This is a genomic window from Aminobacter sp. Y103A (genome assembly GCF_030294925.1).
GTDB classification, from domain to species: domain Bacteria; phylum Pseudomonadota; class Alphaproteobacteria; order Rhizobiales; family Rhizobiaceae; genus Aminobacter; species Aminobacter ciceronei.
Map to the genome: position 1 here is coordinate 4,069,957 of NZ_AP017986.1, position 16,587 is coordinate 4,086,543.

Annotated in this window: 20 protein-coding genes; 2 read left to right on the forward strand and 18 right to left on the reverse strand. The window is 62.0% G+C overall.

The genetic code is table 11. The annotated features are described in order from the left end of the window. Positions 1-17: 17 nt before the first annotated feature. From Amn_RS19905 to trxB, 4 genes are all read right to left on the reverse strand, one after another. Positions 18-485, reverse strand: coding sequence for an SRPBCC family protein (locus tag Amn_RS19905; protein WP_263006466.1), 468 nt, complete (start codon positions 483-485; stop codon positions 18-20). Between the two features lie 2 nt (positions 486-487). After that, positions 488-802 (reverse strand): ArsR/SmtB family transcription factor, encoded by a 315-nt coding sequence (locus Amn_RS19910; protein WP_067959677.1) that lies wholly within the window; start codon positions 800-802, stop codon positions 488-490. 292 nt (positions 803-1,094) lie between these two features. Next, positions 1,095-1,991 carry a LysR family transcriptional regulator gene (locus Amn_RS19915; protein ID WP_067959672.1) on the reverse strand — a complete coding sequence of 299 codons (897 nt, stop codon included), beginning with the start codon at positions 1,989-1,991 and terminating at the stop codon, positions 1,095-1,097. A 32-nt stretch (positions 1,992-2,023) separates the two neighbouring features. Beyond that, positions 2,024-2,998 (reverse strand): thioredoxin-disulfide reductase, encoded by a 975-nt coding sequence (gene trxB / locus Amn_RS19920; RefSeq protein ID WP_154384817.1) that lies wholly within the window; start codon positions 2,996-2,998, stop codon positions 2,024-2,026. A gap of 241 nt (positions 2,999-3,239) precedes the next feature. Between trxB and Amn_RS19925 the strand changes: the two genes are divergently transcribed. Next, the gene (locus Amn_RS19925) at positions 3,240-3,710 is read left to right on the forward strand and encodes an Lrp/AsnC family transcriptional regulator (protein WP_067959664.1); all 471 of its coding nucleotides are present in this window, start codon (positions 3,240-3,242) and stop codon (positions 3,708-3,710) included. On the opposite strand, the gene Amn_RS19930 is transcribed toward Amn_RS19925, so the two are convergent. The 7 genes from Amn_RS19930 to greA all read right to left on the reverse strand — a co-directional run bounded on the left by Amn_RS19930 (position 3,707) and on the right by greA (position 10,114). Then, positions 3,707-4,645, reverse strand: coding sequence for an IS481 family transposase (locus Amn_RS19930; protein WP_067955524.1), 939 nt, complete (start codon positions 4,643-4,645; stop codon positions 3,707-3,709). The two genes, Amn_RS19925 and Amn_RS19930, sit on opposite strands and share 4 nt — an antisense overlap. A 119-nt stretch (positions 4,646-4,764) precedes the next feature. Beyond that, complete coding sequence (locus Amn_RS19935; RefSeq protein WP_286291054.1) at positions 4,765-5,637, reverse strand: FkbM family methyltransferase; 873 nt, start codon at positions 5,635-5,637, stop codon at positions 4,765-4,767. A 102-nt stretch (positions 5,638-5,739) separates the two neighbouring features. Next, complete coding sequence (locus Amn_RS19940) at positions 5,740-6,531, reverse strand: glycosyltransferase family 25 protein (RefSeq protein WP_182573288.1); 792 nt, start codon at positions 6,529-6,531, stop codon at positions 5,740-5,742. 44 nt (positions 6,532-6,575) lie between these two features. After that, positions 6,576-7,349: a glycosyltransferase family 25 protein gene (locus tag Amn_RS19945; RefSeq protein ID WP_286291058.1), complete on the reverse strand. Its 774-nt coding sequence runs from the start codon at positions 7,347-7,349 to the stop codon at positions 6,576-6,578. 12 nt (positions 7,350-7,361) lie between these two features. After that, positions 7,362-8,216 carry a glycosyltransferase family 25 protein gene (locus tag Amn_RS19950; protein ID WP_286291060.1) on the reverse strand — a complete coding sequence of 285 codons (855 nt, stop codon included), beginning with the start codon at positions 8,214-8,216 and terminating at the stop codon, positions 7,362-7,364. Positions 8,217-8,511: 295 nt separating this feature from the next. Further along, positions 8,512-9,597, reverse strand: coding sequence for a glycosyltransferase family 4 protein (locus tag Amn_RS19955; protein ID WP_502874732.1), 1,086 nt, complete (start codon positions 9,595-9,597; stop codon positions 8,512-8,514). A gap of 43 nt (positions 9,598-9,640) precedes the next feature. Then, positions 9,641-10,114, reverse strand: a complete 474-nt coding sequence (gene greA / locus Amn_RS19960) for a transcription elongation factor GreA (RefSeq protein WP_115731214.1) — start codon at positions 10,112-10,114, stop codon at positions 9,641-9,643. Between the two features lie 281 nt (positions 10,115-10,395). Between greA and Amn_RS19965 the strand changes: the two genes are divergently transcribed. Further along, positions 10,396-11,529 carry a PQQ-dependent sugar dehydrogenase gene (locus Amn_RS19965; protein ID WP_286291062.1) on the forward strand — a complete coding sequence of 378 codons (1,134 nt, stop codon included), beginning with the start codon at positions 10,396-10,398 and terminating at the stop codon, positions 11,527-11,529. Positions 11,530-11,651: 122 nt separating this feature from the next. Here the strand turns inward: Amn_RS19965 and Amn_RS19970 are convergent, their stop codons facing one another. From Amn_RS19970 to Amn_RS20000, 7 genes are all read right to left on the reverse strand, one after another. Beyond that, positions 11,652-11,942 (reverse strand): peroxiredoxin family protein, encoded by a 291-nt coding sequence (locus Amn_RS19970; protein ID WP_286291065.1) that lies wholly within the window; start codon positions 11,940-11,942, stop codon positions 11,652-11,654. A gap of 268 nt (positions 11,943-12,210) precedes the next feature. Further along, positions 12,211-12,720: a peptide-methionine (S)-S-oxide reductase MsrA gene (msrA, locus tag Amn_RS19975; protein ID WP_067959640.1), complete on the reverse strand. Its 510-nt coding sequence runs from the start codon at positions 12,718-12,720 to the stop codon at positions 12,211-12,213. After that, positions 12,717-13,175, reverse strand: coding sequence for a peptide-methionine (R)-S-oxide reductase MsrB (msrB, locus tag Amn_RS19980; RefSeq protein WP_286291070.1), 459 nt, complete (start codon positions 13,173-13,175; stop codon positions 12,717-12,719). Before msrB ends, msrA begins: the two co-directional genes overlap by 4 nt. A gap of 70 nt (positions 13,176-13,245) precedes the next feature. Beyond that, on the reverse strand, positions 13,246-14,145 hold the full coding sequence (locus Amn_RS19985; RefSeq protein ID WP_154384811.1) for a LysR family transcriptional regulator: 900 nt from the start codon (positions 14,143-14,145) through the stop codon (positions 13,246-13,248). Between the two features lie 158 nt (positions 14,146-14,303). Then, positions 14,304-14,843: a tetratricopeptide repeat protein gene (locus tag Amn_RS19990; protein ID WP_154384810.1), complete on the reverse strand. Its 540-nt coding sequence runs from the start codon at positions 14,841-14,843 to the stop codon at positions 14,304-14,306. A gap of 646 nt (positions 14,844-15,489) precedes the next feature. Continuing rightward, positions 15,490-16,074 (reverse strand): tetratricopeptide repeat protein, encoded by a 585-nt coding sequence (locus tag Amn_RS19995; RefSeq protein WP_067959626.1) that lies wholly within the window; start codon positions 16,072-16,074, stop codon positions 15,490-15,492. 60 nt (positions 16,075-16,134) lie between these two features. Next, a complete protein-coding gene (locus tag Amn_RS20000) occupies positions 16,135-16,485 on the reverse strand; it encodes a DMT family protein (RefSeq protein WP_067959623.1) in 351 nt (116 codons plus the stop codon). Positions 16,486-16,587: the final 102 nt, after the last annotated feature.

Consider the following 16,587-nt stretch of genomic DNA (forward strand, 5'->3'; position numbering starts at 1 on the left):
GGGATGCGGGCAGCCGATCATGCCGTTTTTGGCTTGGCGAAAACGTCGAGGGGACGTCCCGTTTCGAGGAAGGATTTCAGGCTGGACAGAACGATCGGCCAGCCCTTGCTGATTCCTTTCGCCATGCCACTACCGGCTTCGAGTTCGTCATGGGTAACGGTCAGCCGAACCATGGTGTCGTATTCATCGATGTCGAACGTCACCCGACTGTAGCTTGCAGGATTTGCAGCCTCGGACGGGTCTGCCCAGGTCATGACGAGGCGGCTCGGCGGAACGGTCTCGACGACCTTGCCGACAACCTTGACGGCCCGCTCGCCATGGGCCTGGACGTGCTCCCACGTCGAACCCGGATTCCAGTCGGAAATGTTTTCGTGGCCCCAGTAGCGCCTTGCGACATCAGGCTTGGTGATTGCCTCGAACACCTTGTCCGGTGTCGAGACGATGTAGGTCACGTAGACGAAGCTCGTCTTTTCCTGGCTGGTCATTGTCATTCTCCTTCGAGTTCTTTCTTCAGGTCATGCAGCAGGCTGAGCCGCTGGACCTCGAACTTGCGCACCCACCGCTCGTAAACCTCGTGGATCGGAACGGGGTTGATGAAATGCAGCTTCTCGCGGCCGCGCCGGACCGATGTGACCAGGTTGGCCGCCTCCAGTATTCCGAGATGCTGGGTGGCCGATTGCCGAGCCATATCGAGGTTTGCACACAACTCACCCAGCGACTGTCCGTTCTTTTCGAAGAGAAGATCGAGCAGCTTCCTGCGGGTCGGGTCGCTCAAGGCCTTGAATATGTCGTCGGCGTCCATCGTCCTCACTCACTGACCGTCATTAATATGCAGGCAAATACCTGCATGTCAAGTCATGCAGGTATTTGCCTGCATATTAATGTGAACACCTTCGTCCGCTCGGGTTGTCGAGCGGTACAGCCTGCCCGGTCCACGCACAGGCGCCAGGTAGCCGGGAACAGGCCGATCAACGCAGCCGCATTGTCGCTTGGAACGGAAACCGATTGTCGGGGCGCGCCTGCGTTCACGCGTGGGAAAGCCTGCCCTCGCCGAAACGAGGGCTTTTCGCAGCGGGCGTGATCGGAGTGGGAGCCTAGTAGGCCCAACTCCTGGCCTTGGCGATGACGAAGTCGCGGAAGACGTGCAGCTTGGCCTGCTCGCGCATGGCGTCGGGATAGGCGAAATAGGTGTCGAAGGACGGCACCTCGGTTTCGGGCAGGAGTTGCACCAGTCCGGCATCCTTGCCGATGACATAGTCGGGCAGCATGGCGATGCCGGCACCCGTCTGCACCGCCTTCTTGATCGACAGGATGTCATTGATCTGCAGCGTCGGCACACGCTGGCCGCCCTCGAAGTCGCCGACGGTTTCCAGCCAGTTGAGCTCGCTCAGATGCGTCGGCACCGGCACGCCGAAGGTAACAATACGGTGGTTCTTGAGGTCGGCGATGGATGTCGGCTTGCCGTATTTGTTGACGTAGGCCGGCGACGCATAAAGGTGGAAATGCACCGTGAACAGCCGGCGCTGTATCAGGTCCGGCTGCTGCGGCTGACGCAGGCGGATTGCGCAATCGGCCTGGCGCATGGTCAGGTCCAGCTCCTCATTGGCGAGGATCAGCTGGATCTGGATATCGGGATAGAGCTCGAGAAACTCCTGGATGCGCTCGGTCAGCCAGCCGGCGCCGAGGCCGACGGTCGTCGTCACCTTGAGCACACCAGACGGCCGGTCCTTGGTTTCGGTCAGCCGCGTCTTGATCGTCTCGAGCTTCATCAAGACGTCATGCGCCGTGCGGAACAGCATCTCGCCCTGCTCGGTCAGCACCAGGCCGCGCGCGTGCCGGTGAAACAGGGGCACGCCGATGTCGTGTTCGAGCGCGCTCACCTGACGCGAAATCGCCGACTGCGACAGCCTCAGCGTCTCCGCCGCGTGCGTGAAAGAGCCAGCCTCCGCCGCTGCGTGGAACACGCGCAACTTATCCCAATCCAACGCCATTTTTCCCCTCGTTTATAAGGCGTTTGGTCGGCCTATTCGGCCGCTTCGCGATGCACTTCAACTCCCGCCAGATACTTCTCGGCTTCAAGCGCTGCCATGCAGCCAAGACCTGCCGCCGTCACCGCCTGGCGATAGATGTCGTCGGTCACGTCGCCGGCGGCGAACACGCCCGCAACGTTGGTCCGCGTCGAATTCGGCTCGGTCCAGAGATAGCCGTTCGGCTTCTGCTTGAGCTTGCCGACGAACAGCTCGACCGCCGGTGCATGGCCGATCGCCACGAACACGCCGTCCGTAGTCATTTCGGTGATGGCGCCGGTATGCACATTCTTCAGCCTCACGCCGTTGACCGACGGCGGCAGCGGCTTCTGCGCCGGCGCACCGACAATCTCCTCGACTGCCGAGTCCCAGATCACCTTGATGTTGGCCTTGGCAAACAGCCGTTCCTGCAGGATGCGCTCGGCGCGGAAATGGTCGCGGCGATGAACGACGGTCACCGTCTTGGCCAGATTGGAGAGATAGAGCGCCTCTTCGACCGCCGAATTGCCGCCGCCGACGACCACCACGTCCTTGCCGCGATAGAAGAAGCCGTCGCAAGTGGCGCAAGCCGAAACGCCAAAACCCTGGAACACCTGCTCGGAAGGCAGGCCCAGCCACTTGGCCTGAGCACCGGTGGCGATGATCAGCGCGTCGGCGGTGTAGATGGTTCCGGAATCGCCCTTGGCGCGGAACGGCCTGACGTCGAGATCGACCTCGGTGATGATGTCGTTGATCATCTCGGTGCCGACATGCTCGGCCTGCAGGCGCATCTGCTCCATCAGCCACGGGCCCTGGATCGGCTCGGCGAAGCCGGGATAGTTTTCGACCTCGGTGGTGATCATCAGCTGGCCGCCCTGCTGGATACCGGCGACGAGCACCGGTTTCAGCATGGCACGCGCCGCATAGATCGCCGCCGTGTATCCGGCAGGTCCGGAACCGATGATGAGAACTGGCGCATGTTTGGCGGTCATCGAAGGGCCTTCGTGGTCGATGGAAAATGCAGCAGCCGTCAAAACGGGCTGCGGATCGTCCCTAATCTAGGTGTTCACCCACACCCCGCGCAAGGCGGCAAGATGTTACTCCCCCGAAAGCTGCGCACCGAACGGTGCAATTGTTCCGTCTGCGGCGTTTCACCGGCCATGGGCTTCCCAAGGGCTTCGAGTAGTTTTATTACGTCATTGCGCAAGATTCTTGCGCAAACGCGGAGCACATATGCCGATCAAGGCCGACCTCGACGCCATCGACTGGAAGATTCTGCGTGAGCTTCAGGACGACGGCCGCATGACCAATGTCGAATTGTCGCGCCGCGTCGGTATCTCGGCGCCGCCCTGCCTGCGCCGCGTCAAGCGGCTGGAAGACGAAGGCATCATCCAGCGCTACCGCGCCCTGCTCAACGCGCCCGCGCTCGGCATGGACGTCGTCGCCTTCTGCCTCGTCGGCCTCAACCGCCAGTCGGAAGTCGACCTCAAGGCGTTCGCCGACCGCACCCGCAACTGGCCGATCGTCCGCAGCGCCTGGATGGTCTCGGGCGAATCCGACTTCATGCTGCACTGCCTCGCTCCCGACCTCGGTACCTTCCAGGGCTTCGTCATCGAGGAACTGACCTCCTCCCCCAACGTCGACACGGTGCGCACGGCGCTGACCATCAGGCAGGTCAAGGACGACGGCCTGGTGGCGATCTAGGTGTCGTTTCCAAGAAGGTTGTTCAGTCTTTGGAACGGGCTGATGCCTCCAAGGGCCGAGTGTGGGCGTGCCAGGTTGTAGTTGGCTGCCCATTGGTGAATGGCCTTGGCGCGTTCGTTCGATGAGGCGTATGGCCTGGCATAGGCCCATTCGCGCAGCGAAGTCTGGATGAAGCGCTCGGCCTTGCCGTTGGTGCGCGGGGTGTAGGGCCTTGTGCGGATGTGTCGGGCACCGGCACCTTGGAGTGCCTGGGCGAACAGTTTGGAGCGATACGCCGAGCCGTTGTCGGTCATCACCCGCTCAACCCTGGCGCCCAGCCTGGCGTACCAGGCCAGTGCCCGGTTGAGGAACCCGGTGGCATCATCCCGGCCCAGGCTGGGCAGCAGTTCGACATAGGCGAGGCGCGAGGCATCGTCGATGGCGACATGCAGGTGTTCGTAGCCGATGCCTCGGGCGCGATGATGGCCTTGGTGCTGACCCGTGATCCGATGGCCAACGCCGTCGATACGGCCCAAGGTCTTGATGTCGATATGGATCAGTTCGCCCGGCCGCTGCCGTTCGTAGCGCAACACCGGGGGCCGGGGATCGAGCCAGGCCAGCCGGTTCAGTCCCAGCCGGCGCAGCACCAAGCCTACCGTCGAGCGCGCCAGGCCCAAGGACCGGGCAATTGCCGGCCCGGTCATGCGCTGGCGCCGCAACTGCTCGATCCGCGACACCTGCATGGCTGCCAGCCGATGCCGGCAGCGGTGCGGAGCCGAACTGCGATCGTGCAGAACCCGGTCGCCGGCCCGGTAGCGGTCGAGCCAGCGATAAGCCGTTCGTTCCGAAACCCCGGCCGAACCGGCAGCACGCCGCACGCTCCAGCCCTGTTCAATTCGTTGCACCAAAAGCACTCGACCTGACGGCGTCAGACGCGCATTCTTATGGACGTTCATTCGGGGAGCTCCACTGAAGGTTGGTTGGCTTCGCAACCCCAGCTTCTCAGTCCCTCCTCGAATGAACAACCTTCATAGCTTCGACATCTAGGCACAACCCTCGCCCTGCCTGCCAAGCGTTATGGCAGCAGCAGGATGTTTGTTTGGGCGATGCTGATCGGAAGGTCGACGACCTTCATCTCCGCTTGGTTATGTCCATCGAAGATCATGCACTTTTCGTAGTAGCGCGACAGAAGCGCTATGAACTCACGAGCGGTTCCCGGTGGATAGACGCCAGGCGAGTACTCGAACATGACCGGCACACGACGCTCGAAAAGTTCTTGCATCGATTGGCTGGCAAGGGGCTCCGCCCCTTCGATGTCCATCCACACGAAATCGATGTCGGCGGCAAGAACGTCAGCCTCTGCAAGCACCTGCGCCATGGGCTTGATCGCGACCGCCACCTCGCCTTCAGAATTTGGCAGCGGAAACAGACTGCTGCCGCCGAAATTGCCTTCAGCGCGATGCAAATTGCCTGTCGCGATATCGTTTCCGACCGCACAGGGGATGATGGTGACACGTTGCTCAAGATCGTTGTCCGCAACATTGCGCCGAAGCAAAGACAAGTTTCTCGGATCCGGCTCGACGGCGATAACCCTCGCCACTTTGCCAGACCGGCAAAAATACACCGTCTGAGTGCCGATGTTCGCGCCTATCTCCAGCACGGTCGCCCCACCGCTCGGCAAATAGCCTCGACGAGATAGGAAGGCGACCAATGCGTCAGAGAGATGCCGATCAAAATCTCCCGAGAGAAAAATACTTCTCCCGATGTACTCATGTGGCGAAAAAGACATGAAGTGGTCATCGAATTTCATAGTGACCGAGGTGACGTTCGTCAAAAGCACCTCGGATGAAACGCGTCGGCCATGCTTGCCGGAAACCAGTTTCCGGATGAACGCAACCTTCCAATTTCTCAGGGCGTTTTCTATTCCCTTTAAAGCGGCGATCTTCACAATCCCTCAATCCAAAACGTCTGTTTCAGTCCCGTATTTTCCAACGTCCAAATACAGTATCTGCAAAAATGACCTGTAGCCGACCACAGGGGTAAACAAAACTCAGGAAAAAGGAACCCTGATCCTCTCAAGGCCGCGCAAGCGCGAGTTCAAGAACATCCACGCCTGCCGTAAGGGTCTCATGATTTCTCTTAGCGGCTTGCTCAGCCGCTCTTTTTGGCTCTTGAGTTCGGGCCGCTCATCTTCGAGAGTACTTTGGAAACCGACAACCTGGCTCCCTGCTCCAACCAGCATATCCTGAATGCAGATTGCTGGCGTCAACTGGTAGATCGTAAGATCAGCCCAAGCCGTACAAGCCGGATTGAACATGAATTGATCGACCGGATCGACAAAATCCTCACTCAAAGCAATGAGCTTCCGAGCGGCCGACTTCGACAAGATGTAGCCGCTTGCACCAGTATGTGTTGACCGAAGCCTCTTGAGAGAACGTCCCAGGGCAAGCTTGTTGCCCGTTCTGTCGAGGAGGGCATGCACCCTGGTGGTCTCCAGCTTCACCACGTCGGCATCGCCAGGAATCCAGGCATCGTTGCTCAGCAATTCGGCGAGGCCGGATCCGAAATGGACGTCGTCCTCGAAGACCGCCCCATGGTTCTGCTCGGCGTTGGCGATCGCCTCCCAGCACGCCCGGTGGCTGAGAAAGCAGCCTGTTTCCCCAGGTCCGAGCTGGTAGATCAGCCCTGCCCGCTCAGGTCGGTGCAGTTTGCCCTCGGCAATCAGCTTCGCTCCGTCGACAGCCGGCATCCTTGTGAAGTCGAGGCCGAGATCGCTGAAGATCGTGGCCATACGCTGCAGGCGATCGGGCGAGCGATCCAGATTGATCAGGTAGATGTTCATTGGATGGTCGTTCAAATCCTGCCTCAACAAGTGGCCGGCGCCGGTCAGCGGAACCGCACCTTGCCCCATCGCTGCCCCCGAAGACCTGCGCCGACGGACGCGGCAAGGCGCCCAAGCGGTCTGGCAATCTCCCGCATCAGCTTTTCCGTGCCGCGCGCTTTTTCCTGCACCGGCCGTTCGTGTTTCAGCCCGCTGGCCAAGGCATCGGCGGCACCATCCTTGCCGACGACCACCTCCTGGACACAGATCGCCGGGTCGACCTGATATATCGTCAGCGCATTCCAGGCGACGGAGACCGGGTTGAACATGAACTGGTCGACCGGATCGGCGAAATCCGCGCTCAGTTCGAGCAGCTTGCGCGCCCCCTCGCGCGACACGATGTAGGCGCCCGTCCCCGGATGCGTATCGCGCAAGCGCCGTACCGAGCGGTCGCCGGCACGGGCAGCACTGTCGCGGTCGACCAGCGTCCGCACCAAGGTGGTTTCAAGCTTCACCACGTCGGCATCGGCTGGAATCCAACTGGTGTCGACAAGCAGTTCTCGTGCACCGGCTCCGAAGTGGACGTCATCCTCGAAAATCGCGGTGTACTCGCCGTCTGCCTTCGTCGCTGCGTCCCAGCACTTGATATGGCTGAGAAAGCAGCCGATCTCGCCACTGCCCAGGTCGTAATACATGCCCCTGCGAGCCTGCCGGTCAGCCAGATCCCGGCCGTCGACGGCCGACACCCTGGTGAAGTCGAGCCCCAGTTCGCCAAACAGCGACGCCATGCGCTCGAGGCGCTGCGGTGCGCGGTCCAGATTGATGACAAAAATCTTCATTCCCGCGTACGCTTACCCTGCGCGCTGCGTGTCAGATCGCACCGTCAATTCGATGGACACCTTCTTGAACACCGACTGCCTGGCAGTCGCCAGCAGCGCCATGCGGAAGGGACTCGCCAGCTGGCGCCCGACCCGCCAAAATTCATGCGTGAGCTTCGCGATCCCTCGCCGTCTTGCGGAACGAGGATCGCTGCGGTGAAACTGGCGCCGGTCTTGGGCAATCTGGCTCGTCAGCGAGCCGCCGACGGTAGCGTTCGGCGCCCACATGTCTTGAATGCAGGCCGCCGGCATCAACTGCAGCACCACGAGTTCATCAAGGATGCCACGCTCCGGAGAATAAAGAATGACGTCGGCTGGTTCGCAGTGGCGCTCGGTATAGCCGAGCAGGCGGCGCGCGGCAGTCCTCGACACGAAGTAGCCTGCCGACCCCAGTTGCGCCGATTTCAGCCTGCGCAGTTCGTGTCCGGCAAGCTCGCCCCAGGTCTTGTGGGACAATTCGGCCCGGGCCAGATCCGTTTCAGCCCTGACCAGATCCACCCCCGCCGGAATCCAGCGGTCGGACTTCAGGAAGCTCGCGGCATCGGCGGAGAAATGGATGTCGTCTTCGGCGACGAAAGCCCAGTCGTCATCGCCTTCGGCCACCAGCGCCCACGCCTTGCGGTGGCTGAGCAGGCAGGCCACCTCGGCGGGCGACATCGAGTTGACGCCGGAGGACAGGCACCGCAGCCGCTCGAACTCCCGTTCGGGCAGCTGTTTGGCGTCGACCGCCGGCACACGGACTGTTGCAACGTCCATGCCGGCGACCTGCGCCATGAACCAATCGAGCCGGCCTGGCGACCGGTCGAGATTGATGAAATAGATTTTCAAAGCACGATCTCTACCATAGTCGTGCCCCCGACCCGCGGTTGCCATAAGGCAAGCGAGGGCGGGCAGCAAGCCGGGGGCGCATTGCGGTGCAATATAGAGCAACCTTGATCAAGAATTCAGCATTATTTCAGGCGCCCAAGTGTTTTTCCGCATTAATCGCCTTGTTGCAGCTTCCGGTGGAGAACCGGAAAGCAAAACTGACTTAATACGAGAAATTCAAAGCATTTAAGCGGGCGTTACATTAGAATCGGCGGAGAAACTCGGGCCAATGCGGCAAGCCGGCTCCAGGCCCCTGTCAGCCCTTCGCCCACACCTGGTCATAGATCTCGCGCAACCCGGCCGCCTCGTTTTCGAGCCGGAAGCGTGTGGAGACGTCTTCATGCCCGGCAGCGCCATGAGCCTCGGCAAGAGCCGGATCGGCGAGATATGGCCTGATCGCCTCGCGCAAGGCATTTCCATCATTGGCGGCAACAAAATCGCCGGTCACGCCTCGCGTCACGATCTCCGAATAGGAGCCGGCGTCGCTGGCAACGACAGCCGTGCGCGATGCCATCGCCTCGAGCGGCGTCAGCCCGAAGCCTTCATTGCGCGACGGCGCGACATAGAGTGTGACGCGCCGGTACCACACGGCAACGTCGGGCACCTCGCCGAGCAGCAGGATCCGTTCCGACAAGCCGGCTGCCGCGATCCGCTGCCTTAGCTCGTCGCCGAAACCCTTGTGCTCCGCCGTGATGCGCCCGGTGATGACAGCCGTCCACTCGGGATAGTGCGGCAGCAACGCAATCATCGCATCGACGAACAGGTCGGTGCCCTTCGAATGCCTGACCCTGCCGAAGCAGCCGATGGCATATTTGCCGGGCAACCCCGCGGCTGCAAAGGCGTCGTCGGGCCCGCGCGGCGGGTGGAACTTTTCGAGGTCGACCCCGTGCATCACCACCTTGTGCGGCACCTCGAGGAAACGCCCTGACATTAGGCTGGTCGCGATCACGCCATCCATCTGGCGGATCAGCCATTTGGTGAAGGGCCTGTGGTCGCGCTGTGCCGCCGAGGTGAACACCAGCCTGATCTGCGCCCGAAAGAAGTGGCGCAGGACAAGCCCTGCCACCATCTCTGTGTTGCGCCTGGCGTGCCAGATGCGCGGCCGCCCGGTCTCAGGCCGCCTGAGCAGCCAAGGCAGTTGCCACCAGCGCATCTTGGGCAGGCTGTCGGGCAGACTAGGCCCGAACACGGCAATGCCGAGGTTGCGCGCCTGCACCGGCACCAGTTGCACGATGGTGCTGGTGACGCCGGAAAGCCGCTGCTTGAGATTGGGCGCGATCACTTCGGTGCGCGCCATGTCGACCGCGCCGGCGTTTTCGGCGCGGTTGCCTGCCTTGTTCATCGTGTCTGATCCGGCATCGCCACAGCCAATGCCGCCTGTTGCCTCAGATGAACTGGACCTGGACGATCTCATAGCCGCGTGCGCCGCCCGGGGCGTTGACCTCGATGGCGTCACCCACTTCCTTGCCGATCAGCGCGCGCGCTATGGGCGAAGAGATCGAGATGCGGCCCGACTTCACATCGGCTTCCTGGTCGCCGACGATCTGGTAGGTCTTTTCCTCTTCGGTATCCTCGTCGAGCAGCACGACGGTGGCGCCGAACTTGATCTTGTCGCCATTGAGCTTGCTGACGTCGATCACCTCGGCACGCGCGATCAGGTCCTCGAGTTCGTTGATGCGACCTTCGTTGAGGCTCTGCGCTTCCTTGGCCGAGTGATACTCGGCGTTTTCCGAAAGGTCGCCGTGCGAACGTGCCTCGGCAATGGCTTCGATGATGCGCGGACGCTCTTCCTGCTGGCGCCAGCGCAGTTCTTCCTTCAGCGCAGCGAAACCACCCGCAGTCATCGGAACCTTGTTCATAATCGACCTCTCCTGGCCTTTGCCGCGCGGCCTTATGCTGCCGCGAGGCACAAAAAAAGAAAACGGTCCGGCAGCCTCGGCTAACGGAACCGTCTCACCTCTATCTCCGTTGAATATAGCAACCCTGTCGCAGAATTCACGTCAAAAAATGCGTTGGCCACCACTGACGTTGCAGCAGCGCAACCTGACGCTGCGCCCCCTCACCCGCTTGTGATTGAAGCTGTCGCGCTTTGATGCTCTGTAGCGGTTGCCGCAGCAGCCAACGCACCTATGTCGGATAGATGAGCATCAACACACCGCATTTCGTTTTCATCTTCGCATTGGCCGCCTCGCCGGCCTTCGCCCAGACCCAGAGCTTCAACACCGAAGCCGTCACCGTGCGCGCCGACGTCATTGCCGGAGGGCTCGATCATCCTTGGGGCCTCGATTTTCTGCCCGGCAACGAGGCAATCGTCACCGAGCGCTCGGGCCAGATCCGCATCCTGTCGCAGAACGGCTTGTCCGAACCCGTGTCGGGTGTGCCCGAGGTTGCCGCAAGCGGCCAGGGCGGCCTGCTCGACATTGCCGTCGCCCGCGATTTCGCAACGTCTGGCACGATCTTCGTCAGCTTCTCCGAGCCGGGACGCGGCGGCGCCGGCACAGCGCTTGCCCGGGCCAAGCTAGTCCGGGGCGGAGCCAAGGCGCGGCTCGAAGATGTCAAGGTCATATTCTCGATGAACCGCAAGAGCGGCACCAGTCACCATTTCGGCTCGCGCATCGTCGTCAATGACGACGACACATTGTTCGTCACGACCGGCGACCGCGGCCAGGGCGATCGCGCCCAGGACATGCAGGACCATGCCGGCGCGGTCATCCGCATCAACGCCGACGGCTCCATCCCCAAGGATAATCCCTCGCCCGACGGCAAGGCCATGGCAGCCGAAATCTGGTCGAAGGGCCACCGCAACCTGCAGGGGGCGACCTTCGATCCCGTTCTGGGCAGCCTCATCACTGTCGAGCATGGCGCCAAGGGCGGCGACGAGTTGAACCGCCCTCAGGCCGGCAAGAACTATGGCTGGCCAGTCATCACCTATGGCCGCGACTATTCCGGCGCCAAGATCGGCGTCGGCACCTCGGCCAAGGGCTACGAGCAGCCGCTCTATTACTGGGATCCGTCGATCGCGCCTTCAGGCCTCGCCAGCTACCAGGGCGACATGTTCCCGGAATGGAAGGGCGACCTGCTGATCGGCTCGCTGAAGTTCGAGCTTTTGAGCCGCCTCGACCGCGACGCAAAGGGCAACATCCTGGACGAGGAGCGCATTCTCGACGGCGCCTTCGGTCGCATCCGCGACGTCAACGTTGCGCCCGACGGCTCGATCTGGCTTCTGACCGACGAAGGCGACGGAATGATCGTCAGGCTGTCGCGCGGCGACTAAAGCAATTCAAGGAAAAGTGTGCAGCGGTTTTCCGTCCGGAATTGCGGAAAACAAAGCGATAGAGAGATTCCGCGCTTCGAAGAAAAGCGAAATCTCTCTAGCGCCCGCGTGGTTTCAATGCGTCAGGCGGTGGTCGGGCTGCTCATCGCCGAGATCAGCAGGTCGGCATCAAGGTGAAAGTCGTTGAAGACGACCTTGCCGGCCGGATCGATGATAATGAACCACGGCGTGCCGCCGGTACGATAGTCCTGCATGACTGTCGGATAGTGTTCGCCCTCCGGCGGGACGTCGTGCCCGAACGGGATCATCAGCCTGTAGCGCGCCTGTTCGAGCTTCGGCTTGTCGTCGGTGTTGATGCTTGCACCCTCGAACACCGTCTGGATGGCGGCAAAACCGAACTTGTCGGCCGGCAATGCCTCGACCAGCCGCTTCAGCGTCGGAAATCCACGGGCATGGCATCCGGGACACCAGTGCTGGAAGCAGTAGAGTATCTTGCAGCCGTCGCTCAGGTCGGAAAGCCGCAGCGGCTGCCGGCGTCGATCCAGTTTCCGCCCCTGATCTCAGGGGCGCGACGCCCCAGGAGTCCGAGTTCCATGGCATCCTCCTAGACACGCTAAACCGTTCCGGACGCCTGCGTCAGCAAGGCGTCCGGTTGCAGTTCTTTGCGGTGACGTCGTCAGATCAGGCGGCGCTCGACCGGCGCGGCAGCTTCCAGCCCGGGCGGACGAAGTGGCAGGTGTAGCCGTTGGGATAGCGCTCCAGATAGTCCTGGTGCTCGGGCTCGGCCTGCCAGAAGTCGCCGGCCGGCGCCAACTCGGTCACCACCTTGCCCGGCCACAGTCCGGAGGCATCGACGTCCTTGATCGTCTCCTCGGCAATCTCCTTCTGCGCCTCGGAGGTGTAGAAGATCGCCGAGCGATAGCTCGTACCGCGGTCGTTGCCCTGCCGGTCCTTCGTCGACGGGTCATGGATCTGGAAGAAGAACTCCAGCATGCTGCGGAAATCCGTCTTCGACGTATCGAACACGATCTCGATCGCCTCGGCGTGGCTGCCATGATTGCGATAGGTCGCGTTCTGGACGTCGCCGCCCGAATAGCCGACACGGGTGGAGACGACGCCGGGAAGCCGACGGATCAGGTCCTGCATGCCCCAGAAGCAGCCACCGGCCAGAATTGCAGTTTCGGTTGTCATGCAACGTCTCCCTTGTTCACGAATAGCTTCACATAGTGCCCGAGGCCTTCGCTTTCGAGCTCGTCGACCGGCACGAAGCGCAACGACGCCGAGTTGATGCAATAGCGCAAGCCGCCAGCGTCGCGCGGGCCATCTGGAAAGACATGGCCGAGATGGCTGTCGCCATGCGTCGAGCGCACTTCGGTGCGCACCATGCCATAACTGCGGTCGCTGATCTCGACGACATTTTCGGCATCGACCGGCTTGGTGAAGCTCGGCCAGCCACTGCCGCTGTCGAACTTGTCGACGGAGGCGAACAACGGCTCGCCGGAAACCACGTCGACATAAAGGCCCGGCTCCTTTTTGTCCCAGTACTCACCGGCGAAGGGACGCTCGGTCCCATCCTTCTGGGTGACGCGATACTGCTCCGGCGACAGTGCCGAGACGGCGTCGGGATTCTTGTTGTAGGCCCTCATCATCTGCCCTCCATTTCGGTGATGAGTCAGAGATGGGTATCGGAGGGGTGCCTGCGCCAATGCATGTTGGCTATTGTTTCGATGCACCGGCTGAATGCGGCCAGCGATGCGAGCCGACCATCATGCGCAGATGGCGCAGTGCCGGCGCATTGCCCGATCCGCTGACCGAAACGAAGGACACCTGGCGCTCGAGATTCAGCCCCGATACCGGGCGCAGGGCCAGCCCCGGCACGATGGCGGAGAATTCGGGCAACAGGCAAATGCCGGCGCCATCGGCGACGGCCTGCTGCATCCAGTCCTCGCGTTCGGACTGCAGCCGCGGCTGCATCACCAGCTCGGCGTTCATGAAATAGTCGATTGCCTGGCTGCGAAAATCGCAGCCGAGCCGGTCGAGATAGCTTTCGACACCAATTTCCTCCGGCGGAACCATGTCGAACTTCGCCAGCCGATGGCTGCTCGCGCAAGCCAGCATCAGCCTCTCGCTGAACAGCTCGATCACCGACAGCTTCGGGTTGTCGGCGGGTTTGTCGGCGAGGAAGACGCCGTCCAGCGTGCCGGCCAGCAGCAGTCCCGACCCCATCTTCCCGTCGATTGGATGAAGCAGGATCTCCAGCATCGGCATCTCGCCGAGCGCGTGCGTGATGAACCGGCTGATTGGCGCCGGCGCCACCGAATGCGCAATCCCCAGATTGAGGCGCTCGCGCCGGCCCGAGATGCGACTGTTGACCGAAGCACGGATCCTGTCTTCGGCGCCGACGATGGCCGCGAACTCCTCACGGACATCGCTGCCGAGCGAAGTCAGCCGTGTGTCCTTGCCGTCCCGGTAGACCAGCGTGCCGCCAAGCTCATGCTCGAGCTTCTGGATCGCGCGCGTCAGTGTCGGCTGCGCGACACCGCACAATCGCGCCGCGTCGGTGAAGTTCAATGTTTCGGCAAGGGTCAGGAAGTAGCGGATCTGGGCGAGGTTCATGGCCCAACCCTAAGCAATTCCGGGAAAAATGTGCAGCGGCTTTCAGTCAGGAGTTGCGCAGAATGAAGGCCGCGCGACCTGCACTGCCGTCACCGCATTCGTGTCAAGGAAAAGGACCGGGCCAAGCCCGGTCCTTTGGATCATGTCATCGGCACAAATCAGCCGGCGCGCAGATAGGCGTCGATCTGCTCTTCCAGCATGCCGTATTCACGGCAACCCTTGCCACAGCGCTTTTCGATTTCCGACAGCTGCAGGCGGGCGGCCGCGACGTCGCCGAGCATCAGATGCGCCTCGCCCATATATTCGCGCACCAGCGTGTAGTCGGGGTTGTTGCGCAGTGCTTCCTGGTAGTAGCCGAGGCCGACGAGCACGCGGCCGGCCTTGCGGTGGGAATAGCCAAGATAATTGAGGATGCGCGGGTCGGTCTTGTCCTGGGCCAGCGTCAGAACCTTGATCGCCTCGTCATACTTGCCGTCCATGGCAAGCGCACGTCCGGCCGAATAGAGGCTGTCGTCGTCGATCATGCCGGCCTTGGGCGGTTCGCATTTCTTGGTCTTCTTGTTGTAGACCAGGCCATTGTCGCATTTCGGCTCGTCACCGCTGCTGCTTCCGCCACTGTCGGCCGAAAACACCGGCACTGCCAGCAAGGGCAGCGACACCATTGCACCTGCAAGCACTTTCACAAATCGGGTCTGCATCGCTACCTCCTAACATGCGCCCATCGACAGACTAACGCAGATCGAGCTGCTTTTCATCCCGCGCTGAAATCGCGTAGCGAACCGTTCATGCCCAGCTGCTAGCGTGGACGCGCGGAGGCTTGCGGCATGGACGAGATTGACGGCGACGGGCTGCTGCAGCACGACATACCAGCACCTGCCCTTCGCGTCGGCCTGGTCGCCATCGGTGCCTTCGTCGTCAGCATCGCCACCTGGGAGCTTTACCGTGGCGTCTGGCCGCTCAATGCCACGAGCCCGTTCTTCCTGTGCCTCATTCTCGGCGCCTGGTCCGTCGGCGTGCCGGCGATCTGGGGCGGCCTGACGGGGCCGGCGATCCATTGGACAGTCGGCTCCGGCCGCATCGAAATTGTCGAAGCGTCCGTTCAGTCAGGCCAGACATCACCTCTTCGGGCCCGACCAGATCGAACGGTTCGAAACCCGGAAATGCCCTGCCATGGAAGGCGCCAGCAACTGGCGCGTCACCATGACCGCCCGCGACGCCACGCTTCGACACCCGCGACTTCGGCACCCGCAACACCGCTGACGCTTTTCGCGAACGCGTCGGGGGCCTGTTCAACAGTTGACCGCCGCAGCGGCGCCTGCGACGACCTCCGGCAGGCCACGCCTGTCAGCCCTTCAGATAACCGTCGATCTGCTCCCGCAGCAGCCCGTACTCGCGGCAGTCGATGCCGCAGCGCTTCTCGATCTCCGACAGCTGCTGCCTGGCACCGGCAACGTCGCCGAGCGTCAGATGCGCCTCGCCCATATATTCGCGTACCGGCATGTAGTCGGGATCGTCGAGGATCGCCTCCTGGTAATAGCCGATGCCGACGAGGATGCGCCCGGCCTTGCGGTGCGAATAGCCGAGATAGTTGAGGATGCGGGCGTCGGTCTTGTCGTGCGCCAGCGTCAGCACCTTGATCGCGTCGTCGTACCGGCCGTCCATGGCCAGCGCCCGCCCAGCCAGATAGAGGCTGTCGTCATCGATCATGCCGGCCTTGGGTGGCTCGCATTTCTTGGTTTTCTTGTTGTAGACGAGGCCGGTGCGGCATTTCACCGGGTCGCTGCCGCCGCCACTGCCGCTGCCGCCACCCGTTCCGCCGCCACCACCGCCTCCTCCACCCCCGCCTCCGTCGGCGGAGATCACGGGAACGGCAAACAGCGGCAGCGCCACCAGCGCGCCGGCCAGAAGCTTCAGATATTGGCTATGCATGGCCACCTCCACCGATGCGTCCCCCGTCGAGGCAAACGCATCGGCTGAGCTCTTTCGTCCTCAGCCGCGGAAAATTAGTGCTGCCCCGCCGGCGATCAGCGCGAAACCCATGGCGTGGTTCCAGGTGAGGCCTTCCTTGAGGTAGAAGACCGAGAAGATGACGAAGACGCTGAGTGTAATCACCTCCTGCATCGTCTTCAGTTCCGCCGCCGTATAGACCTCGTGGCCGATGCGGTTGGCCGGCACCGCCAGCCAGTATTCGAAGAAGGCGATCAGCCAGGAGAAAATCACCGCCGCATAGAGCGGGGCCGCCTTGAACTTCAGGTGCCCGTACCAGGCGAAGGTCATGAACACGTTGGACGCAATCAGCATCAGCACAGGAAGAACCTTGGGCGAAAGCAGAAAAGCCATGGGGAATACCGCCTGGAGGGGGGAGGAAGGCGCGCTATATCCGCCTCTCCTAAAGTCATGTCAACCACGGCAACCCCGCCGCGAATATCGAGGCAGTGACGT